Source organism: Streptomyces spongiicola (assembly GCF_003122365.1).
In the GTDB taxonomy this organism is placed as follows: Bacteria; Actinomycetota; Actinomycetes; order Streptomycetales; family Streptomycetaceae; genus Streptomyces; species Streptomyces spongiicola.
Window position 1 is genome coordinate 3,327,190 of the sequence record NZ_CP029254.1, and the last position, 21,612, is coordinate 3,348,801.

General features: G+C 66.8%; 15 protein-coding genes, 1 tRNA gene and 3 pseudogenes. 7 read left to right on the plus strand and 12 right to left on the minus strand.

Going from position 1 to position 21,612, the window contains the following annotated elements; genetic code table 11:
• Positions 1–223 precede the first annotated feature (223 nt).
• The 3 genes and pseudogenes from DDQ41_RS14565 to DDQ41_RS14575 form a co-directional block, all read right to left on the minus strand.
• Positions 224–297: transfer RNA gene (locus DDQ41_RS14565), tRNA-Met, on the minus strand.
• A 453-nt stretch (positions 298–750) separates the two neighbouring features.
• Complete coding sequence (locus DDQ41_RS14570) at positions 751–951, minus strand: DUF5988 family protein (protein ID WP_017950123.1); 201 nt, start codon at positions 949–951, stop codon at positions 751–753.
• A gap of 483 nt (positions 952–1,434) precedes the next feature.
• Positions 1,435–1,695 (minus strand): annotated as a pseudogene (locus DDQ41_RS14575) (UTRA domain-containing protein); the annotation flags it as partial.
• Between DDQ41_RS14575 and DDQ41_RS32455 the strand changes: the two are divergent.
• Positions 1,696–2,328 (plus strand): annotated as a pseudogene (locus tag DDQ41_RS32455) (IS110 family transposase); the annotation flags it as partial.
• Between the two features lie 300 nt (positions 2,329–2,628).
• Here the strand turns inward: DDQ41_RS32455 and DDQ41_RS33035 are convergent.
• The 5 genes and pseudogenes from DDQ41_RS33035 to DDQ41_RS14605 form a co-directional block, all read right to left on the minus strand.
• A pseudogene (locus tag DDQ41_RS33035) lies at positions 2,629–2,793 on the minus strand (transposase domain-containing protein); the annotation flags it as partial.
• A gap of 182 nt (positions 2,794–2,975) precedes the next feature.
• Complete coding sequence (locus DDQ41_RS14590) at positions 2,976–3,488, minus strand: CPCC family cysteine-rich protein (RefSeq protein ID WP_109297736.1); 513 nt, start codon at positions 3,486–3,488, stop codon at positions 2,976–2,978.
• A gap of 75 nt (positions 3,489–3,563) precedes the next feature.
• Positions 3,564–4,601 carry an IS630 family transposase gene (locus DDQ41_RS14595; protein ID WP_262508461.1) on the minus strand — a complete coding sequence of 346 codons (1,038 nt, stop codon included), beginning with the start codon at positions 4,599–4,601 and terminating at the stop codon, positions 3,564–3,566.
• Positions 4,602–4,944: 343 nt separating this feature from the next.
• A complete protein-coding gene (locus DDQ41_RS14600; protein ID WP_109294893.1) occupies positions 4,945–5,496 on the minus strand; it encodes a hypothetical protein in 552 nt (183 codons plus the stop codon).
• Between the two features lie 119 nt (positions 5,497–5,615).
• Complete coding sequence (locus DDQ41_RS14605) at positions 5,616–6,011, minus strand: hypothetical protein (RefSeq protein WP_162602682.1); 396 nt, start codon at positions 6,009–6,011, stop codon at positions 5,616–5,618.
• A 252-nt stretch (positions 6,012–6,263) separates the two neighbouring features.
• Between DDQ41_RS14605 and DDQ41_RS14610 the strand changes: the two genes are divergently transcribed.
• From DDQ41_RS14610 to DDQ41_RS14625, 4 genes are all read left to right on the plus strand, one after another.
• Complete coding sequence (locus DDQ41_RS14610; protein WP_109294895.1) at positions 6,264–6,479, plus strand: hypothetical protein; 216 nt, start codon at positions 6,264–6,266, stop codon at positions 6,477–6,479.
• Positions 6,480–6,493: 14 nt separating this feature from the next.
• Positions 6,494–7,234 carry a site-specific integrase gene (locus DDQ41_RS14615; RefSeq protein WP_316684189.1) on the plus strand — a complete coding sequence of 247 codons (741 nt, stop codon included), beginning with the start codon at positions 6,494–6,496 and terminating at the stop codon, positions 7,232–7,234.
• A 1,249-nt stretch (positions 7,235–8,483) separates the two neighbouring features.
• Positions 8,484–9,104, plus strand: coding sequence for a DUF433 domain-containing protein (locus tag DDQ41_RS14620; RefSeq protein WP_109297737.1), 621 nt, complete (start codon positions 8,484–8,486; stop codon positions 9,102–9,104).
• Positions 9,104–9,544 (plus strand): PIN-like domain-containing protein, encoded by a 441-nt coding sequence (locus DDQ41_RS14625; protein ID WP_109294897.1) that lies wholly within the window; start codon positions 9,104–9,106, stop codon positions 9,542–9,544. The genes DDQ41_RS14620 and DDQ41_RS14625 overlap by 1 nt, the downstream gene beginning before the upstream one ends.
• Before the next feature lie 263 nt (positions 9,545–9,807).
• Here the strand turns inward: DDQ41_RS14625 and DDQ41_RS14630 are convergent, their stop codons facing one another.
• Together DDQ41_RS14630 and DDQ41_RS14635 are read right to left on the minus strand one after the other, a co-directional pair.
• On the minus strand, positions 9,808–13,356 hold the full coding sequence (locus DDQ41_RS14630; protein WP_162602683.1) for a hypothetical protein: 3,549 nt from the start codon (positions 13,354–13,356) through the stop codon (positions 9,808–9,810).
• A gap of 114 nt (positions 13,357–13,470) precedes the next feature.
• Positions 13,471–18,528 carry a DUF3320 domain-containing protein gene (locus DDQ41_RS14635; protein ID WP_109294899.1) on the minus strand — a complete coding sequence of 1,686 codons (5,058 nt, stop codon included), beginning with the start codon at positions 18,526–18,528 and terminating at the stop codon, positions 13,471–13,473.
• A 512-nt stretch (positions 18,529–19,040) separates the two neighbouring features.
• Between DDQ41_RS14635 and DDQ41_RS14640 the strand changes: the two genes are divergently transcribed.
• Positions 19,041–19,604, plus strand: coding sequence for an HD domain-containing protein (locus DDQ41_RS14640; protein ID WP_109294900.1), 564 nt, complete (start codon positions 19,041–19,043; stop codon positions 19,602–19,604).
• Here DDQ41_RS14640 and DDQ41_RS14645 read toward each other — a convergent pair.
• Together DDQ41_RS14645 and DDQ41_RS14650 are read right to left on the minus strand one after the other, a co-directional pair.
• A complete protein-coding gene (locus DDQ41_RS14645; RefSeq protein ID WP_109294901.1) occupies positions 19,592–20,059 on the minus strand; it encodes an NUDIX hydrolase in 468 nt (155 codons plus the stop codon). The two genes, DDQ41_RS14640 and DDQ41_RS14645, sit on opposite strands and share 13 nt — an antisense overlap.
• Positions 20,046–20,819: an XRE family transcriptional regulator gene (locus DDQ41_RS14650; RefSeq protein ID WP_174720284.1), complete on the minus strand. Its 774-nt coding sequence runs from the start codon at positions 20,817–20,819 to the stop codon at positions 20,046–20,048. The genes DDQ41_RS14645 and DDQ41_RS14650 overlap by 14 nt, the downstream gene beginning before the upstream one ends.
• 95 nt (positions 20,820–20,914) lie before the next feature.
• On the opposite strand from DDQ41_RS14650, the gene DDQ41_RS14655 reads away from it, so the two are divergent.
• Complete coding sequence (locus DDQ41_RS14655) at positions 20,915–21,607, plus strand: HAD family hydrolase (protein ID WP_109294902.1); 693 nt, start codon at positions 20,915–20,917, stop codon at positions 21,605–21,607.
• Positions 21,608–21,612: the final 5 nt, after the last annotated feature.

The window sequence follows — 21,612 nt, forward strand, 5'->3', positions numbered from 1 at the left end:
GGCGAGAAGAACCGGCCCCGGGGAACACCGGCCGCAGGGGCAACCTCAACGGCAACGGCAACGGCAACGGCAACGGCAACGGCAACGGAGGGTGCACGGGCCGGGGCGGCGGGGGAAAGGTCCCGGATGGACCGACGGGCCGGTCGGGGCAGGGAGAGAAGAGGAAGAGAGGCATACGCGCCGAGGGCCCGGAACCAGATGGTCCCGGGCCCTCGGCGTTCAGTAGCGGGGACAGGATTTGAACCTGCGACCTCTGGGTTATGAGCCCAGCGAGCTACCGAGCTGCTCCACCCCGCGTCGGTGAACACCACCTTACGCCATGCGGAGCAAGATCAAATCCATTTTCCCTCCCGGAGGCGCCGATCCGCGCGGAACGGGCACCCGGGACTCCGGGCAGCGGAGCCCCGGCGCGGTACCCGCTCCCGGCTCGGGTCCGCCGGAACGGCGAAGCCCGTGCCCATGCCGCCGGAGTCCCTGGCGGGGAGGGCGTGCCTGCTCCTCCGCGGGAGGGCACCGCCGAACGAACGCCAGGCGGCCCTCCGAACACCCGGGCACCCGGGTGCCCGCACAGCCGCACAGCCGGACAACCGAACGCCCACCGAGACCCGGCAGAGCCCCCAGGCCGGACGCCCGCCGAGACGGGGCACAGCCCCAGGTCCGCAGAGCACGCCGGGCGGCAGGACGGCGCACATGTCATTCCGGGGTGGCGAGACCGCCCCACCCGGCCCTTTCCAGCCCGCCGGACTGCGACTACTCCGCCACCTCGGTGCGCTCCCACCACTCGTAGACGGTCAGCCGCCCCTCAGGGGAGTCCTCGTGGCGGGTCGTGGCCTTGAAGTGCTCATAGCCGCCACGGTGCGGAATCTTCAGCTCCTGCCCCGGAGGGGTGATCGGCACGACCCGTCCGCGCAGGTCGTCCGGCCCGCCCTCGAGGCGTGCCTTGCTAGCCATACCTCCAGTCTTCCCCCACCTGAGAGCTCCCCGCACGCCCGCAGCCACCGAGCCGCCGTCCCGGCCGCCCAGTCCGGTGCCCCGTCCGCCGCACTCGTCCCGTCCGCGCCAGGCTACGGACGCACCGGCGACCAGCGGTTCGCCTCGGCATGAACCGCCTCGGCCCCGAACCGGCTCGCGTCGAAGTGGTTCCGGCGCCGCCCAGGGCCTGGAGGCCCCTTCCGTTCTCGTGAACACGGACCCGGGGGCCTGCTCGGGACGCCTCCCGGAGTGGTGCACAACGTCCGTCGAACCCCTGGACCAGAGTGCTGCGCCCGGCGCCTCGGCTGCCACCTCGACGGCGCACCCGTCCCGGAAACATCCGAGCGCCGCGGGCCGCTCTCCGCAGGCCTCGACCCCCAACGCCGCCAGTACCCATGAACACGACGCGCCCCCTCGCCCGGCATCACGGTCGGGCAAGGGGGCGCTTTCGTGCGTCCGAGGTCAGGCGCGTGGCTGCTCGATGCCGATCTCGTAGGCGATCTCCCACCGAACATCCGCGACGGTGATGCCTGCGGTTTCCACCGGCCGCCCCTCCGTGTCGTAGTACGTCCGCTCAATCTCTGTGATCAAGTCGCCGACGGAGATGCCAAGGAGGTTCGCCTGCTCCTGGGTGGCGCGCGCCGGGCGCGGGACCTCGACGGCGGTCTCGATGATGACGCCAATGGACCTCATCCGCTCGACCACACCAGCGCCCGCGTGCGGATCCCGCACACCCTGCGCTCCCTGGAACTGACCGACGAGATCACCGCCGAACTCACGGTCCTCGTGGGTTTCGACCAGGATCTCGCGGCCGAGGCCACCCGCACCTCCAACCGGATACGCGGCCTGCTCACCCAGTTCCACCCCAGCCTCGAACGCGTCCTGGGCCCGCGTCTGGACCACCAGGCCGTGACCTGGCTGCTGGAGCGCTACGGATCCCCGGCCGCCCTGCGCAAGGCAGGCCGCCGCAGACTCGTCGAGCTGATCCGCCCGAAGGCCCCGCGCATGGCGCAGCGGCTGATCGACGACGTCTTCGACGCCCTCGACGAACAGACCGTCATCGTCCCCGGCACCGGCACCCTGGACATCGTCATCCCCTCCCTGGCCGCCAAGAACGAGTGCGGGCTTGACCAGTACGAAGTCCGCCGCTACACCGGCTGGACGCGGCACATCACCCTGGCCATGCTGGCGCACGCCTTCCTGGCGGTCATGGCCGCCGACGCTGCAGCAAAAGGGGCAGCAGAAACAGTTCCTGCCTCGCGCCCCTCACCGTGGCTGAAGTTCGGCGGCTCCTGGCAACTGGCCACCCACCCGTCACACGCGCTGATCAGTCCCTCACCAGGTCACGCGCACTGAGATGGTCACACTGGCGCAGACGACGCCAAGCCGCCGCCCGCCGCTGCCACTATCAGCGGCGGCTGCACACGATCGAGGGGCAGTCCGGGAAAGAGAACACGGGCCGGAACGCAGCCCACTACACTCACCCAAACCGCCCCTGAACAGGGAAAACGTCAAAGTGCTGCTGGAGTACTAGTTGCAAGGCCGTGAAGCTTGCGGCTGGGCCGTGTCGTCAAGGGCCTGCGGCTGCGAGGATCTCGATGCCGGTGGTGGCCTTGTAGCTGGTCCGGTCGATACAGGGCCCTCGTGCCTGGTACTTCGAGATGGCGCGTCCCGCAGCCGCTCCTGGACCCTGCCCGTGGCCTTCAATGCCTCGTCGACCATTTCGAAGGGGATGCACTGGGTGAGTTCACCGAGATGACCGGGTGCGAACCGGCCTCCGGCCACCGTGACGACACGAGTGATGGCACACTGTCCGGACAGCGGAGCCTCCGGTCCTTGTGAACGGCTTGTCTTGGTCGACTGCCAGTTCTACCGGGGCTCCGCTCCTCATGTCCGCGAAACCGCAGCTTACGGACCCTGGACAACCCCACCCATCCGCAAACTGAACGGTCTTGGTACTAGTTGGCCAGAGGAACCCACCCACTGCACCAGCCGAGTCCAGCTCAGCTCTCAGGCGGAGATGAGGGGGGCGCCGGATGCTCGTCGCGCCGCCAGAAGGTGGGACGCCACCAGTACAGGGCCCTTGGGTCCTCAGGCCACTCGCCGCTGCTGCCTGGCTCTTCGAAGGAGTCCCGCGACGGGTCGATCGGACGCCACCCAGGGTCCAAGGGTTCATCCTGCGCAGGCGGCCGCACGTTCTTGAGGACGCGCTCCTCCGTGGCACCGAAGCGCTGGTAGTTGCGTTGTGCCTCCACTAGGCACACGGCGTTGGCCCCGAAGCTCCATGGCCAGCGCAGCTGCACCAGGTCGTCTTCCCAGTAGCAGACGGCACAGATCTCATAACTCCAGTGCTCGCCGAACATCTGGTGGCCGCAGCAGGGGCACGGAAGCCAGCCCTCTGCAGGGGGTGCCACGCTACTCTCCGGAATCACCAGAGGCTCCCCCCGCGCCTCCGCCGCTTCGAGAGCTTCGAGTTCAGCCAGCTCAGCGAGTATCTGCGGATCTACGTCGTTCATGGATAGGACCATACTGGGCAGCCTCACCAGGCGAATCGGCGGCTGAGCACCTAGTGTCTCGTGATCCGGTTCGTGTCAGTTTGCGTTGTTATTGAGAAGTTTCCGCACGGCGGTCTGGACGAGCCGGACCTTGGCGAGGATGTCCCCGGCGGTTGCGGTCCAGACGAACGGTTTCGCATTCGCGTTCCAGGAGTTGATGTAGTCACGGATCTGCTTGACCAGGACGTGGACGCTGGAGAAGGTGCCGCGACGAATCGACTGCCGGGTGATGATCCCGAACCAGAGCTCGATCTGGTTCAACCAGGAGGAGCCGACGGGGGTGAAATGGAAGTGCACGTGCGGGTTCTCCTCCAGCCATGCCTTGACGTCCGGGGTGGTGTGTGTGGACAGGTTGTCCAGCACGATGTGGATCTCCTTGCCGGCCTGCGGCTTCACCGCCTTCTTCAGGAAGGCCAGGAAGGTATCGCCGTTCCGGTTCGGTTTGCACTCGCCGACGACCTCGCCGGTGGCGATGTTCAGTGCGGCGAACAGGTTCGTGGTGCCGTGCCGTACATAGTCGTGGGTGCGCTTCTCGGTGGCCGCGAAGGTCACCGGCAGCACCGGCTGGGTCCGGTCCAGCGCCTGCACCTGCGTCTTCCCGTCCACCGACAGCACGACAGCGCCCCCGGGCGGGTCCAGGTACAGCCCGACGATATCGGCGACCTTCTCCGCGAACGCCGGGTCCTTCGACAGTTTGAAGGTGCCCGACCGATGCGGTTTGAGGTTCTCCTCGCGCCAGATGCGGGCGACATAGTGGAAGGAGACCTTGATGCCCTCGGTCCGCTTCAGGTAGGCGGCCGGCGTCCGCGTCGACCAATGCGACAGACCCGAATCCGGCGGCGGAGTCATCCTCGTCAGCGCGATCACCCGGCCGCGGGTCCGCGGCGGCACCTGATCCTTTCCGCCACCGCGCTTCCTTTCCACCAGGCCCGCCACCCCGTTCTCCGCGTACCGGGCCCTGGTCCGGTCCACCGTCCGCGCGGACACACCGGCCAGTTCGGCGATGTCCTTGCGGCGGCGGCCCTCGCCGGCCCACAACACGATGCGGGCCCGCAGAGCCACATCCGCCGTCACGTGACGGTCTGCCGCCAACGTCCGCAATTCCGCAGCCTGTTCCGAAGTGAGGTTCACACATTACCCCAACGAGTCAAAGAGCTTCAGGTGACACGAACCGGATCACGAGACACTAGTGACAGCCGCAATCCGCCACCGGCCTCGGGTCGTCGCGCTGGTAGTTGATAGCCGCATCCACGCCCGAACCCCAAGTGCAGGCTTGTGTAATGCCTTGGAGAGCTACCCATGCGGTGCTCTGGGCTTTCAGTTCATCCTGGCCTCGGCCACTCCGATCGACCAGACCGTGAAGGCGACCGGTAGGTCGCCCTTGGTGTACCGACGTCGGCCGGCCGGCGGCGGGGCCTTACATGTACTGGAAGTAGCGGTCGAACCAGACCGGGGGCAGGTCTTCCTCGTCCCCGTCCTCGTCGTCGCTGTCGTCGTCCCAGCCATGCTCGGCCGCCAGTGCCGCCAGGAGCGGCTCGGCGTACATCTGCTCGAGGACAGACCTGCCATCGTACGGCTCAAGGAGGAGCTCGACGGGGACGAAAACGCAGCCCAACTCGGTGCAGATGCGGTCGAGCCAGGTCAGGAACTCCTCGGTGAGGCCCTGCTCGGAGCCGGGCATGCCCTCGCCGCCCGTCCCGGCCGTGACGAAGCCGCCGAAGTTGCTCAGCAGCACCCACAACGGCCGGTCAAGGCCGGTCACTTCCGTGGGAACCGTGATGCCGCCGTAGTGACTGGTGTCCTGGGTGAGACCACTTGAGCAGGCTGGTCCGAAGTGTTCCTCAAGGGCGTGTACGAGCCCCGCGAAGCGGTCCCGTGAGGTGATCAGGTCGAAGTGCGGCGGGCGTTCCAGGTGGTCTGGATCGTCGTACTCCCTCAGGAGCGCCCGGATTTCGTCGGTGGGGAGCATAGTCGGGTCCTTTCGTGTTGTGCAGCGTGTGAACTGGACGTCGGTGGGCCCGGCCGGCTGCCGGGCCCACCGTCCCCCATGGGGTCAGGGACGGGGTGTCAGCCCCGCTACCGTGTTCCTCAGTGCCTCGGGCAGTCGGGCGAGGACGACGGGTAGGCGGTGATCACTCTGTCCTTCTTCTTGACAACCCTGGTGACGACGCAGAGGAATTTCTCGCCACCCTCACCGATTGCTTCGTCGTAGTCGATGCGGGTGACCTTGTTCTTGTTGTTGGTCGGGACGATCTCGCCGCCCTTCTTCCAGGCGTCGTCGATCATCTTCAGGAGCTCGTCCTGGTCCTTCACGATGAAGACGCCGTGCAGGGGCTTGCCGTCGACGGCCTTCGTGTGGTCCATGATGTGGTCGATGCGGTGCTTGGTGGCGCTTTCGCGCAAGTAGACCAGGCCTGCAGGCGACATGAAGATGTCGTTGCCCATGTTCACCATCCACGAGGGGCAGCTGATCGACTGTGTCATGGCCCGCGCCGCGGACCTGGCGCACGACGGGAACTGCGTGTTCTTGCCGAAGAGCTTCTTGAAGAAGTCGTCTGCCTTGGTGCCCCACTTTCCGAACTTGACGCCTGCGGCGCCCCATCCGGCGAGCGGCACCATGCCGGCACAGGACAGGCCCGCATCGATCTTGTTGTCTTCGCCGAAGTACCAGGCGCAGTTGGCGCCGTCTGCGATCTCGCCGAAGCCTGGGATCAGACCAAGGACGTCAAGGCCGAAGTGGCCGCCCTCGGAGAGGACCTTCCCCCAGTCGATCTCGTCGAGCTTGCGCAGGTACTCCTCGAACTCCTCGTCCTCCGCCTTGAGGGCCCGTTCATCGGCGTGGGCGTCGGCCTGCTCGGCGTACCCGTCCGCCTCGGCCGCGGAGGCCGCGGCCTGCGGGCGCGTTCCTCGACCGGGCGGCGAAGCACCGCCTTTACGCGCCGTACCACCTGATCGCGTTCCGAGGGCTGCGCCGAGGCGAGGCGTGCGGCCGGCAGTGGACCGACACCGACCTTGGAGCCGCGCTGCTCACCGTCGCCACACAGCTCGTCCAGCGCGGGTGGAAGGTCGAGGAGTCCGCCCCCAGGACGGACAGCGGCGAACGGGTGATCGCCCTCGACTCGGAGACCGTGAAGGTGCTCAAGGCACACCGGAAGCGACAGCTGAAGGAACGACTCAAGTGGGGCGAGTGGAGCGAGGCGTACGTCGAGACCGGCCGGGTCTTCACGCAGGGGAACGGTGAGTGGCCGCACCCCGCCTGGGTGACCGACCAGTTCCAGCGCCTGGCCGCCGAGGCGGGTCTGCCCCCGATCAGGCTGCACGACCTGCGCCACGGCGCCGCGAAGCTCGCTGTCGCGGCCGGCGCGGACATGAAGATCGTGCAGGAGATGCTCGGGCACTCCTCGATCACGATCACCTCGGACACATACGCAAGCGTGCTTCCAGAGGCCGCGCGGAAGGCCGCCGAGGACGCCGCGAGGCTCGTACCGCGTCAGGGACGACGTACCACCGGGCTCACCTCGGGCTCACACAGCGGTGATCAAGCGGGCGGAAAGAGCAGGACGCCCCGCCCGGGAAAGCCGGACGGGGCGCTCAAGCGCAGGTCAAAGAGGGTTTCCCCGGACCCGGGGGCGGTAGGCCGTGTGGGACTCGAACCCACAACCAACGGATTAAAAGTCCCGGCAGGTTCCTGCCGGGACTTCCGCTGACTACCCCTCTCGTCCAGAAGGGCCTGGTCAGAGAGACGCACTGTGGTGTCCCATCCAGATCCGGTGGCGTTATCCCAGTACGTCCGCTCACGCATCGCTCACGCATTCAGCCGCTGCGACCTCCACGTGACGGGCGGCCCGGAGGGTTGCGTCCGGGGCCCCTCCCACGGCGCTCCCGACCACCACATCTCCCGATACGGATTCCGCGCAGCCTTACGAGGTTGACGTGCCCCCTGCCCCTTGGCGAGCCTTCGCGTCCCGTCGAACGCCCGAAGCTCTGCGTGCCACGCCTCCCTGCTGGCCTCCAGCACAGCCAACGCGCGAAGCAAGGCACGTTCATCTGTGCTGTAGGGACCCGCCTTGGCTTCGAGAAAGCTCAGCGACGCGTGAAAGCCGATCGGCCGATACAACTGCACGCAAGATCGGAGCTGCGCCACACGGAGACCGTGAGGAAACGCCGCATCGCGGACCTTCCGCGCAATGTTGTTGAAGCTCACCCCTGGGTTCGACAGAATTCCCATCACCTAGAGTCACAAGATGAGGTCTGACCAGGGAGGATGCACTAGGTCATGGAGAGGGGGCGTGTCTCTAGGCTCTGACATTCTTGCTGGTCAGCGCGGTGATGACCGCCAAGGGCCCCTAGATGCTGGGGCGTTGCAACCACGCTATCCGATCACATAGCGGGTTTCTAGCCCCATCGCGCTACGCCGAGGCAAGCCCGCAAAAGTGGCGAAAGGTGATGAATCACCCTCGAATCTTGTGGCATTGTCAGAGAATCATGCCTCTCTCGCCAACTCCTTGACCAGCGGGAATGTCAGCGCCTAGAGACACGGGCAATTCGGGCGTGAGGCGATGAAGCTGCAGGTCATGGCCCACTTTGCATCTCTAGGCGAACCGACTTCTGTCGAACGCAGGTCACCTGGCGAGGGTAGCCAGACCTCTCGGCTTGCCTACGGAATTTTCGATCAGCTGCAGGTCGTCAGACAGCGCATCTAGACGTGGCCCCGCGTTATGAAGCTTCGATGATCACCAGACGGCCTTGAGTGATCCGCGTAGGCTGCTCCACGCGTCCTGCGGTACCCGGCCAGCGCTGCCATGGGCAGGCGACGGGGTCACCCATGAGGGCGTACCGAGCGCCTGATCCGACCGCTGGGTAGCGACGCCGAAGGCGAAGCTGGGATGCTTGTGCGGGAAAGCAGAGGATTCAGGAACCGGAGGGAGGCGTACCCCCATGGCCTACTCAACGCGCATGGCTGCCGCCCTGTCCGGTGCGACCATGGGTCAACTTCGGTCTTGGCGCCAAGACCGTGGCCATGGGCCGATCCTCCGCCCGGAGCTGGCAGCCAAGCCAGCCCTCTACTCATTCCGTGACGTGCTGGCTCTCCGCGCCTTCGCTCACCTCCGCCAGGACGTGTCACTCCAGAAGATCCGCAAAGCCCTGGTCACGCTGAAGAAGTTCGGCGAAGTCGAGCACCTGTCGAGTTACTCCCTTGTGGCCGACGGCGACTCGATCGTCCTTGTCGGCCATGAACACGAACACGCGACAGACCTGGTCAAGCATCCTGGCCAGCGAGTGATCGCCACCATGGCGGACATTCTCCAGGAGTTCGCCCCCCGACCTGGTGTGGTGGTCCCGCACCTCCTGCAGCCCAAACTGAACGTCAGCGTCGACCCCGAGACGCAGGGCGGGCAGCCGGTCATCACTGGAACCCGGGTCCCTTTCGATGCCGTAGCAGAACTGGTGGAGGACGGCGTCCTTCCCGAAAATATCCGCGATTACTACCCAGGCGTGACACCAGACGCAGCCCGCGACGCCGTGTCGTTTGCCCTCTACGTTGACAGCTACAGCCTCGGACCACGCGCTGCCTGATGCGAATTCTCATCGACGAGAACGTCCCGGTGCAGATGCTCGAAATGCTCAGGCGGCTCCTCCCTGAGCACGAGGTTCGTCACGTCAGCGAAATCAAGTGGGCCGGCAAGAAGGACCTCGCGCTGCTCCCTGACGCCGCGCGCAGGGGGTTTCAAGCCTTCCTCACTAAGGACGGACGCCAGCTGGAGATCCCGTCGGAATCCGCTGCGATCAAGAAGTCTGGAATGCATCACATCAGGTTCAGCCACGGCCACAAGGGCATGGCAGGGCTGGGCCTGGCCATGGGGGCAGTGATCGCCGCCATGCCACTGATAGTCCGCGAGCTGGAGGAAACAGATGAGCAGCGGCTGGTGCACATCAAGGGCCTGAATCCAGCAACCAAGCATCGTTTCGACCTGGTTGACCCGGCAAAGTCGCCACCAAGTTATTGGCCCCGGTAAAGGTTGCGAAGCCCCATCGCTCCCCTGCGCATTACGAGGGCCTGCAAGATCGTGACGAATGGTGATCCGCGATCATGCTTAATCCGGTTTTCCCTGGTCAGAGGCTTGCCGGACTCGCCAGCGTGATGCTCGATCCATCTGGTGCTGAGCCGTCCGCTCACGCTGGACACTGCGCTGACCAGCCCCGAACCACCCATGGTGAACATCGCGCCCACGTTGCCCCGTGGAGATCGCCCTCCCCGCAGAGGGGACTACCCGTTCGCTCAGTCTCCCCGCACCCGCTCGGCCCGCTCTTTCTGCATCGCCTCCCCCAGCAACGACTCCTGCTGAGCGCGGCCGGCGGCCGCCACAGCGGTGAGAGCGGGCACACGGGTCGAGAGGGTGGTGAAGTAGTCGATGAGTTCTTGGTGCCTCGCAGAAGCAGGGCCCCACCAAGTGTCGTACCACGCAGCTGTGGCGGCAATGTGAGCAGCAGGAACGCCGTGGTCAAGCAGCAGAGGGCCGAGGCTCTCCAGGATTTCGTTGCGCTGGCCGGAGAGGGCTTCGAGAAGCTGGTCGGCGGTGACTTCACCTTCGTGAAGCAATCGTTCAGCCAGGTCTCGGTCAGGGCCAACCAACTGGATGAGAGGGCTGGGCCCGATTCGGGGGAGGCCAGCACAACGGATGGCGAGCCGATATCGGTGTGTTTGGGAAAGAGTTGCCAGGTGAGCCTCGCAGCCACGGGGTTCGAGCGGAGTGAAGAAGCCCCGGTCGGTCATCTCGTCGAGCCGTTCGGTGAACCACGCCTCGAAGAGATCGGGATCGCTCTTGGCTAGGTGCCCGAGCAACTGACCGGCCCGCCATTGGCTGTGCTGGGGCAGGTCCTCCACCCTCATGTGCTGTACGGCCTCTCGCCAGGCCGGTCGCCATGCCTCGGGCAGCGAGGGGCCATGACGCTGGCCTATGGCGAAGCTAACGGCGGCGCTACTGGCGATCGCGGCGATCGGATGCAGCAGCAGCCGCTGCAGCACCTCTTCCGGCTCATCGTGTAGGAACAACGAGTCGAGTAGGCCGACGTCCTCCTTCCTCATCGCTGCGATCACGAACTCGGCGGACTCATCGATCTCCGCACGTCCGAGCACAACGCTGATAACACCGGAACGAAAGTCCGGATTATCCAGACACCTGGCGAGGATGTCCCTCGGGACCGTAGTCGGATCGGTCTTGAGCCACTGTCCCAGTGCGCTGCGAAGCAGGAGCGGGTTCCCGGCCGCCGCAGCGGCCTCATACCAGGCACTTGGGTCGCTCAGGAGTGGTGTCATCTGCTCAGCAACCCAGATCCCACCAGTCTGGTCACCGGCCAGCGCCGATTGCTCGGCCAGCTCACCGAATCGCGCCACTCCGTCGTACGGTCCTAGCTCTGCGATCTTCTGTGCGAGGGCCTCCACAGAGAGGGGCTGGTCCGGCTCAGCGGCGTCGGCAGCGTCGAGGTGACTCCACCACCCCCGACCTGCGAAGGCTTCCAGGTCCGGATCAACATTGAACGATGGAAGTTCACGCCCGGTGCCGTCGCGCTCGCGCAGTGAGTCGAGCATGCGTTGAGCTCGTAGAGCCAAGCCGGGAGAGGCTTGGAGCAGGGGATACAGCGTGGCAAGGATGCGGCTGCCTCCTTCAACCCCCAAGCGCTTCTGCTCATCTGAGGGTCCCGCATGGCCAGTTGCGTGCCCCTCGCCGAGCCGCAGCCAGGTGAGCGCGAGGTCGAGCAGCGGAACAAGCGCGCTCGGAGGGCATCCGTAGGGGCTCTCCCACTCGTCCGCTGCGTCGAGAACTGCCGCAACCTGCTCCCACAAGGAAATGAGCTGGGCCAGATTCTCCGCCCTGTCGATGCCCCGGCTCATGGTAACGGTGTTCGGTGCGCTGGGATCAGTCCAGTTTCCCGACACTTCCACGGTAAAGATGCTCGCCAACATCTCGGTCGCCACGGCCCAATGCGACGCTTCGCGATGAGTACGCAGCCAGTCCAGTGCAGACCGCAGAAGGAGCCTGCGAATCTCGATCTCGGTGCCGAAGTCAGGGTCGATGATGCCGGCCAAGTCACTCAACACGCGCAACGGGTGCTGCGGAGTGGAGTGACGCGGACGGTGGTCACCCACAGCAAGGTCGAGAAGCCCGGCGACAGCCTCGGGCAGCAGAAACTGTTCTGCAGATTGGATCAGTTGTCGAACCGCAGCGTCACCAGCAAGGTCAACGGAAACTCCAGATAGCTGATGAACATCGCGCGGCCCGTCAAGAACGGCGTGGGCGGCCGCGACGGCAAATTCAGCTGCCCGTCGGTCCAGGTGGGCGTATTCCGACACCACGGCGAAAATATCGGTATCCCAATCAGTCGGCGCGGGCAGCGCACGGACCCAGGCTTCCGCCGCCGCGCGAGCAGCGGGGGAGTCAGAGACCCGAGCAGCAGACATCACCGCCAACGCGAGGTCTGAAGCCCGTTCGGGAAAGGCATCACAAACGGTGGACCATGGCCTGCCGGCAGGAGTGGTGAAGAACCACCGAGCTACGAGTGGCGCGCGCAGTGCTGGCTGCAAGCTCCAGACATCGCCAACGGTTTCCACGAGGCCGTTGCGCGCGAGGCGCTCCATCAGCCCGGACATGCTGGCTGGCGGCTCGCCGACGAGGGGCGCCAGAGCGTACAGCGTCTCAGTGGACGCACCTCCAAGGGCCGCTACGCAAGCCAGGGTGTCCACAGCCGTCTCAGATTCAGTGACGCGCCGGAGATGTCGTTCCACGTTCGCCAGGTGCGCCCTACCAGTTACAACCCTGTCGCCCTCCCCCGTGGCAAGCAACTCACAGAGCGTAAGGGCCCAGCCCGGTCTGCCGTCCGCTTGAGCGAGAACCACAGCACGTGCCCGGTGGCCGGTCACACCGACTGAGGTGACCAACCTGTTCATGTCGGCCAGCTCCAGCAAGTCGACGTCGACGCGGACGGCCCCCGGAAGAGCTGACATCACCTCGTCGGCCCTGTCAGGCCAGGTCGGCGCGACGATAACGAATGAGAGGTCTGCCTGACGGCGGGCCCGCCGGAGAACGCGGATGTCGTCGAGGCGAACATGGGCTTCGTCCACCACGACGGCATCAGGCCGGGCCTGCAGCAGTTCGTCGATGAGTCGGTCGAGTTGCGTCTGCTCAAGGTAGACAACGCGGCGATCCAGCTCAGCGGTGAGCCGTGTCTTACCCACACCGGGGACACCGACCACAACAGTGTCGCGACCGGCATCAACCTCACTGTCGAGCATTGCAATGGTGCTCTCCCGGCCCACGAGCGGGGTCTGGTCTGTCACGTGGTCCGGTGCCTCGAGCGGACGGTCAAGCAGGGCACCCAAGTCCGCCGCGATGCGCAGAAGGTTCCATCGCCAAGCCGGCTCACGCACGAGATGGTCAACGAACCATTCCTGGGCGTAGATATGCGCTGCTGGGAGGCTGCGCCTCTCACACAACCGGTCCATGGCCGCGCGTGTATTCGCGTCGACGGCTCGCGAGCAGGCCATCACAATCAGGTCGGCTCGCACACCCTCCTCGCGCATTCTTCGCAGACCCGTGCGCAGGTTTGCCACAGGGTCGCCAGTGGTGACGAGTAGGCGCCCTCGGGCGTCCACGTCGTCGGTGCCGAGGGGAAAGTAGATGTCGGCATCACGGCCGAAGTCATGGCCGCCCTCCACTGCAGCCAGTCCCGGGTACTGCGATTGCAGGAGAGCGCACGCACACCGCTCGAACTCCGTCGGGTGAATGACCTGTTCTCTGAGTGCCTGACGCACCCGCGCCACGAGATCCACGAATGTTTATACTACGCGCGGCTTTGCAGTGGTGTGCGTGATGATGTCCTTCTGCTGACACCAGTGCGCCTTGTTCACTTACGATCCGCCGCGATCCGGTCCGCGGCGGTTCCATCACCCGACCGCCGTGATATGACCGTCCGCCTCCCTCAACCTGCCTCGGCGGTGCAGCTCATCGACGTCGGAGTCCAGGAAGCTGCGGATGTCCCGACCCATACGACGCCAGCCAAAGAACTCGCCTGCGTGCCGGACCAGTTCGTCCCGTGACATGCCTGGGCACTCCGCGGCAAGTTCGTACAGCGCCAGCTGCCGCTCGGCCGGGGCGATGTGCGCGGCCTTGCGAGGGGTGTCGCCCTCTCCCGGAACGCGAGCGTCCAAGTCCTCTCGGCCGGCCACGTCCAGGAACTGCCCGTCGACGGTGACCTTCCCCGAACGGACGAGGCCGCGCACTACTTCCCGCACGTTGTCGCGGATCCTGTTGCCCGCCCGGGCAACGCCCCACGCCTCCCTGGCGCGCTGTACCAAGAGTTCCTCGTGAATGGGTCCCTCGATCCCGATGACCCTGGTCAGGACGTTGCGCAGCGCGGGCCGGGCTTCCGGGGTGTGCAGTTCGTACGGTGAGGACACGGTCATCTCGCACGTCTCGTACATGCAGCTCCACGGCCGGTCGGGCTCGGTGTCGACAGGAACGCGCTCATGGTCCGGGGGCGCCAGGGTCGTAGGCGTCGCTCCGTCCCCCGGTCCCGGAGCATCAGGCCAGTCCGAAGCGCCAGAGAACGGAGCGGTCGGCCTCGTGCGCGAGGTCTCCTCCGCCTCATCCTCGGCGGCCACCGTCGGATCTACCGAGGTGGAGTCGGAGTCCGACATCGGTCCCCGCTCGACCGCCAGCTCGACCGCCTCACGCAATCTCAGCTCGGCGGCGGCCCGGCCGCGATACCAGTCGGTGCCCCAGATGCGGTGCAGCCGCCAGCCCAGCCCGGCGAGCACTTCCTCCCGCAGCCGGTCGCGATCCCGAGCCGTCCTGGACGAGTGGTACATCGCACCGTCGCACTCGATACCGAGTGCGTAGGCACCGGGGAACTGCGGATGGCGCACGCCGATGTCGATGCGGTATCCGGCCACGCCAACCTGCGGCTGCACGCGGTAGCCCCAGTCGCGTAGCACCTGCAGGACCGACTCCTCGAAAGGGCTGTCCGGTTCGGCGTCAGCCTGTGTCACGGCCTGCGCGAGGACTGCCGGTCCGTTCTCGGCGTACTCCAGATACCGCTTCAGGTGCTGAACGCTCTCGTTGGCGCTGTCGGTCAGGCCGCTGCCCCGGAACGAGGCGACGACCTCCATGCGGAAGCGTGCCCGGGTCACGGCGACATTCAGGCGCCGCCAGCCGCCGCCCTTGTTGATGGGCCCGAAGTTCGTGCCGAATTTGCCGTGCTCGTCGGGTCCGTACCCGATCGACATGATCATGACGTCGCGCTCGTCGCCCTGGACGGACTCGAGGTTCTTGACGAAGAACCCGTCGAGCCGGTCCTCGGTGAAGCAGTGGTCCAGGTCGGGGCGGAGCAGCCGGGCCTGCTGGACAGCCTGGTCGATGGCCGCCGCCTGCGCCTGAGAGAGGGCGACAACACCCAGAGTGCGGCCAGGGCGGGTGTCGAAGTGATGGATCACCCGCCGGGCGACGAACTCCGCTTCCACGCGGTTGTCGCGTCGGCCGCCACGGTCGTACACACCCTGTGTGTGGAAGAAGTCGACGCCGATGTCGTTGCCGTGGTCCAGCGCTCCGGGGAAGGTCACCATGGAGTTGCCGTAGAAGGACCTGTTGCTGAACGTGATCAGTTCCTCGTGACGGCTGCGGTAGTGCCAGCGCAGGGACAGCTCGCGCAGGGCGCCCGCCTTGCATGCGTGCAGCAGCGACTCGAAGCTGTCCGGAACGTCCTCGTCGTACTGGTCGGAGTCGTCCTCGACGGCCGAGTCGAAGAAGGATGTGGGCGGCAGCTGCTTTTCGTCGCCGGCCACGATCAGAGAGTCCGCCCGGTATACGCAGTTGATCGCGTCGGCCGGGCTAACCTGTGATGCCTCGTCGAAGATCACCACGTCGAAGTGATAGTCCGCGGGCAGGAACTGGCTCACCGTCAGAGGGCTCATCATGAAGCACGGCTTGATCAGCCGGACGACTTCGCGGGTCCGGCCGAGTAGTTCCCGCACTGGCATGTGGCGTCGCTTCAGCTCCGCTTGCTTCTTGATCACCAAGGCCGCCCCGCCGCTGAATCGGCGCGGCCGACGCTTGTTGCACGCTTCGATCACGGCACCGCTCGCGGCGGCGACCAGTCGGCGGTCGGCCTCCCGGAAGTCGGCCACCCGGGCGTCCAGGTCCGCGGAGCGGGTGGTGGCGAGACGGGTGTCCGTGGCCAGGAGGTCGTCGGCCCAGCACTTCAGCACGGCCTGCTCCACGACCACAGGCAACTGTTCGGGCAGGACGCCTCGTTCGACGGCACGGGGGACGAGGTCATCGATACCGTGACGCGCCAGGACGTCGACTCCAGAGCGGTATGCCTGCCATTCCTCCGAGCCACGCGGGTCGGCCCGGAGTTCGTCGACGGCCAGCTGGGCCTGGTCGAAGGTACCGAACAGGGCGAAGGACAACTGAGCCTGGCGGGGCTCCTCGAAGAGATCGTGTAGCGCGGTCGATGACTCCGACCAGCGAGCGGCACGGCGCGCCACCGTGTCGCACCAGCTGGTCAGCGCGCTACGAATGCCACGGGCCAACAACCCCGGCAGCGGGTCGGGCTCGGTGCCGTCGGCCAGGCGGGCAGTGAGCGGGTCCCGGTGAGCCGTCCCGCGGGTGAGTTCCGCGATGCGGTCCGCAGCAGCCAGCGCTGCGTCCATGGCGGGCAGTTCGCTTTCGTCGCGGGGGACGTAGCCGCCCAGCGCCTCCTTGTGACGTGCCACCGACCGAGCGAACTCAGCCGCAGTGTTCTGCCAGGCCAGGGCGTCGTTGAGGCGGTGGGGCAGTGTCTTGTCCCAGGCGCCGTCGCGCGTGAGCGCGGCCACCGCCGCGCGATCCTCCCGATACTGGCCAGCCAGACGCGCGAACACACCCCGATGCTGTTCAGTAAACCTCTCGGCCAGGGCGGGCAACTCTTCAGCTTCAAGCACCTGCTCACCAAAGACATCTCCCGCTGCAGCGCGGGCTGCCGCGCGGGCTGCAAGCGCGTCCCGCACCTCCTGAGCCGCTCGATGTGCCTCGCGCAGACCTTCCTCGTCGAACCATCGCGCAGGTGGCCGTTTCACCACGGAGGCCAGATCGGCGAGTTCCAGTAGGCCGAACGCTTCCTGGGAGGTTTCCGGCTTAGGCAGTCCGAACAGCTCTGCCAGCTGGGCGAGGCTTCCGGAGAAGTCGTCCGACAGTCCGCCGCCGACCGTGCCGACCGTGGCTGGGTCCCGGTCTGGCAGGCACGCTTCCAGGGTCCGTACGGTCTGCCGTACGTCGTGCACAGTACGCGGTTCGGGAGTCGTGACCGCAAACGGTCGACGCTCGGCAGCCGCGCGCAGGTCCGCGAGCGCGTCTGTGGCCTCCGCGAGGACTGTGGTGGGGACGGAGCTCCCCTTCAGCTTCAGCCAACGCCAGACGAACGCTTCGCCCTCCGCTGCCGGGCGCCAGGCCCGGCTGACGGTGCCGGCCGCTTCCATGAGCGCCTGCAGCTCCCCGGCGCCAAGCCGCCGGACGGTGGCGGTGCTCCTTGCGCCGAGGGTGAGCTGCGGGGTGTCGGCCTGCTCCAGGAGGACCAGGCGGCCCAGGACGTCGTGGAGGGTACGGCCGAGCGGTTCGCGGGTCTGGTTCATGGCCGCCGCGTAGGCCGACAGTTCCTCCCGCAGCCGGCGTGCCCTGTCCAGTTCGTGCTCAGCCGCTCCGGTGATCCGCACTTCGGTGGTCAGCACCCGCTCGAGCTCCGTCGCCACAGCCTTCTTGCTGGTGTCGCCGCTGTGCAGGGCCATCACGAAGTCGCCGAGGCCGACGCCTCGCAGCCTGTTGCGGACCACGTCGAGCGCTGCGGCCTTCTCACTGACGAAGAGGACGGACCGGCCGGCGTGCATGAGGGCGGCGATCATGTTGGTGATCGTCTGGCTCTTGCCCGTACCGGGCGGGCCGCTCATCACGAAGGAGCCGCCGTCCAACGCGGCCGCGATGCACTGCCGCTGTGAGGAATCCGCGTCCAGCACGAGTGGGGTTCGCTCAGGCAGCTGGATCTCGTCGATGCGGTCCAGCTCGGGCGGCTCGAAGCCGATCAGATCGTCGGGCAGCCCCGCGTCGGGTCCGAGGCCGACGGCCCGGACCAGCGGATGAGCGAGGATGCGCTCCTCGTTCTGCTGGAGGTCCTGGTACATGGCCTCCTTGTGCGAGGCGAAGAGGCCGAGTACCACCCGCTCGTCAACCGACCAGCCGTCCTGCGCACGCGCGACATCCCGGGCGGCGGCGAGAACCGCGCTCGGATCGGCCACGTCGCAGTCGGCGACGGAGCTCCAGTCGACTCCGAGCCGTTCCAGCTTGACCGCGAGCGCAGGGTTGTGGATCCGGTCCTGGTCCTCCGCCAGGTGCAGACGCGTCTGCCGTCGCCCGTCTCGGCGAAGCTCGACAGGTACAAGCAGCAGCGGAGCGGAACTCGTCTCCTCGGCACCCTCCTCCCGCCAGTCCAGCATGCCGACGCCGAGCCAGAGCACCCACAGACCGTAGTCGTTGTACATCTGGCCTGACTTCTGCCGCAGTTGGTAGAGCGACGCGTCCAGCCCCGCCTGCGTGCTCTTCTGTGTCACCAGGCCCGAGGCGGCACCGGGTCGGCCAGCCGCGGAGGGCGAGTCGTAGAACGCCAAGGTGCCCGGAGCCTCCGCCTCCCCCACCTCGCCGGCCGCGTTCCCCTCGGTTTCACCGCCCGAGATGGGGGCGAAGAACCAACCGCGGGCGAGCCCGGACAGCACAGTGAAGGGGTCGGGCGCCGTGATTTCAAGGGTTGCGGTCCGCGTATGCCTGAAGTTCAGCAGCCGGTTGCGCCCGCCGAGGTCGAGCAAGGAGCTGCGCCAGTCGCCCAGAACAGCCTTCAACCGATCGAGCGCAGGGTCACTGCCGCTTGCACTGCCACTGCTGCCCCAGTGCGCGGCTCTGGTCGTTCCTGAACTGGGCATGCAGACGTACCTCCGGCATGAACGCGCAGGAGGCAACGCACCTCGAAACCCCCCGAGTGCGACAATTATTCAGGCAGACAGGCCGACACACCAGTCTCAGCACCCCGCTCAGCGCTCACTCTCGTCGCTGCTCCGGCTGGGCACAGAAATCCCTTTGTCGGCCGAAGGCACGGTGAGCGTCGGCCCCCCGGGCACGGATCGTTCAAGCCGTGCCCTCAGGAGGCGAGCTCGTCATGTGGCTAGGCGTTCGTGCCGGTAAAGAGCAGCACCATGCGGCTGTCGCTTGTCAATGACATGCCCCTTCGGAAGTTCGCTGTCTGAGGTACCTACCGGATGCATGCTCCTGAGCGGTGCCGCGGTGCGGTTGGTGCTCCAGTCGGCGATGTGGGCGATCAGGTTCCGCGCCAGGGCGGTCGCGTCGAGTCCGTAGCCGGCGGCGCCGAGCCGTTTCGGACGTTCGAGATCCGAGGTGCTTGGAGAGTGACTGTCGGGCCACTGGGCATTACCAGGCCATGGATGAAGCTATGGTCGGCTGGGCGATTCAAGTAGCAGAAGCCGAACTCAGCACTGCGCTTCCACGTCGGTGGGCGCACACACAAGGAGTGGCTGAACGTGCGGCCGAGGTCGGGCCGGCCCTCGGCAAGAACACTGGCCTGCTCGTCGCTTCCGCCACACTGCACGACGTCGGGTACGCACCTCGACTGGCCGTGACCGGGTTCCACCCGCTGGACGGGGCCCGCTTCCTCCGTGACGAGCATGGAGCAGACGCGAGGCTGGTGCGGCTGGTCGCGAACCACTCGTTCGCGCTCTTGGAGGCCGAGGAGCGAGGGCTGCAGGACGAGCTCGCGACGGAGTTCCCCTTGCTGGAAAAGCCCCTGCTGGTGGACGCCCTCGTCTACTGCGACATGACGACCACCCCTGACGGCGCCCGGACCACCGCACAGGACCGCGTCGCGGAGATCCTCGACCGCTACGGCGCGGACAGTGTGGTCGGGCGGTTCATCCGCCGGGCGGCGCCGGAGATCTTCGCTGCCGTCGAGCGGATCGAGACCGCTCTGGCAGATCACCCCAGGTAGGGGTAGGTACCCGCGAGGTAGTCCCCGATCTGCTGGCGCATGCTCGGGTGGATGTCGTACTGGTCTAGGTCGGTCGGCTGGACGAAGCGGACGCCGTCGGCCTCGTCGTTGATCGTGGGGGCTCCGCCGACAGGGCGACCGATGTAGGTGTTCTCGTACTGCTGGCGGATCTCTCCGTCGGTGTAGGCGACGATGTGGTTCGGGTTGGTGTAGACACCGAGGAAACCGGTGATCTCCGCGACGATGCCGGTCTCCTCCAGGCACTCGCGCACCGCGCACTCAGCCGCAGTCTCGCCGATGTCCTGGGCTCCGCCGGGGAGGGCCCACTGGCCGGTGTCGCGGCGGCGCTGGAGGAGGATGGCGCCGGTCTCGTCGACAACGAGGAGGTTGCTGGCCGGGATGAGGGTGTTCGCCTTCGGGGCGGTGGGGTCGTTGTAGTACTCAGTCCTGCCCATGGTCGGCGGTCCTCTCCTGGTCGGGTGCCCATGGCCGCGCGGCGGCCCAGACGGCGTCGAAGCTCTGAGCGTAGTTGTCGAACCACCCTGTGCCGTCTGCCCTCTTGACGTGGAGGAGGGGGTTGGCGCTGGCCGGTTGTCCCCAGATGTGGGGATTGACGAGCAGGTTGTCGTCGTAGCGGAACATGGACGTGTAGAGGGTGGTGTCGTGGAGCCGTACGGCGCACCCGGCCTCGCCCAGCAGCGGGCGGTAGTACGTCAGTGAGGCGCGGATCTTGGCAGCGAGGGTGTCGCCGATTCCCTCCTCGCGGCCCCGGATGGCGACTGCCTGCCCGTCCGGGTCGCCGAAGCACAGGCGCACCCGCACTCCCTCGGCGGCGCGTTCGGAGAGCATCTTGGCGACGTGGGGGTTGGACTGAGCGAAGAAGGTGCCGGAGAAGACGAGGACGCCGATCTCGTGCCGAGCCTCTCGCAGCAGCGCGAGCCAGACGTCCCGGGGCACGCTGGCCCTGTTCTGGTAGGTGCCGACCAGTTCGGTGCCTAACCCGTCCCGCGGCCTGCCGGGGCGCTTGGACGGCTCAGGCCAGAGGAAGGTCTCCTCCACGCGGAGGTGTTGCGCGACGCGGAAGCGGTGCCGGGCATGGGGAATCCGCCCGCCGAGCCACCGGCTCACCGTTTTGGGATCTACCTCGCAGATCTCGGCAAGGGAGTCGGGCGAGACGCCGCGTTGGCCGAGCACGGTGCGCAGTCGGTCGTTCACAGCAGCTATCGAATCGGCGCACTGCGTGATCGCGCAAGGACGTTTTGGGACGCGGTGGCTGAGGCGCAACTACGACGACTGTCTACTCTGGCGGCATGAAGCTCTTCGTCCTGTGGGACATTGACCACACCCTGATCGAGAACGCGGGGGTGAGCAAGGAGATCTACGCCGCTGCCTTCTCAGAGCTCTCGGGACGCGAGCCCACGGAGGCGGCGCGTACTGAGGGGCGTACGGATCGACTGATCATGCGCGACATGTTCGTCCGCGAAGGGCTTCCCGTACCTGACTGGCACTTCATCGAGACCGCGCTCGCCCAGGCGGGGGAAGCGCGCCTGGAGGAGCTGCGCAGGCGCGGGACTGCCCTGCCTGGTGTCCATGAGGCGCTGAAGGCCGCCTCCGCTCAGGGCGGTTGGGTCTCCTCCGTTCTCACCGGCAACATCGCTTCCAACGCTCGTGTGAAGCTGTCCGCGTTCGGCCTCGAATCGCTGCTGGATCTACCGGTGGGCGCCTACGGAGCGGACGCTGAGCTCCGTCCCCATCTGGTCGCTGTCGCCCGCGAGCGCGCGCAGCGACTTCGCGGTGTTTCGGCCGACGTCCCCACCGTCCTCGTGGGGGACACCCCGCGCGACGTCGAAGCAGCTCTGACCACGGGCTCCAGGATCCTCGCCGTCGCCTCCGGCATCCACACGCCGGAGGAACTGACCGCGGCCGGCGCTACTGACGTCCTGCCCGACCTGTCGGACACGAAGCGCGTCCTCAGCATGGTGGAGTCCTTCGCAGGTCACTGAAGACG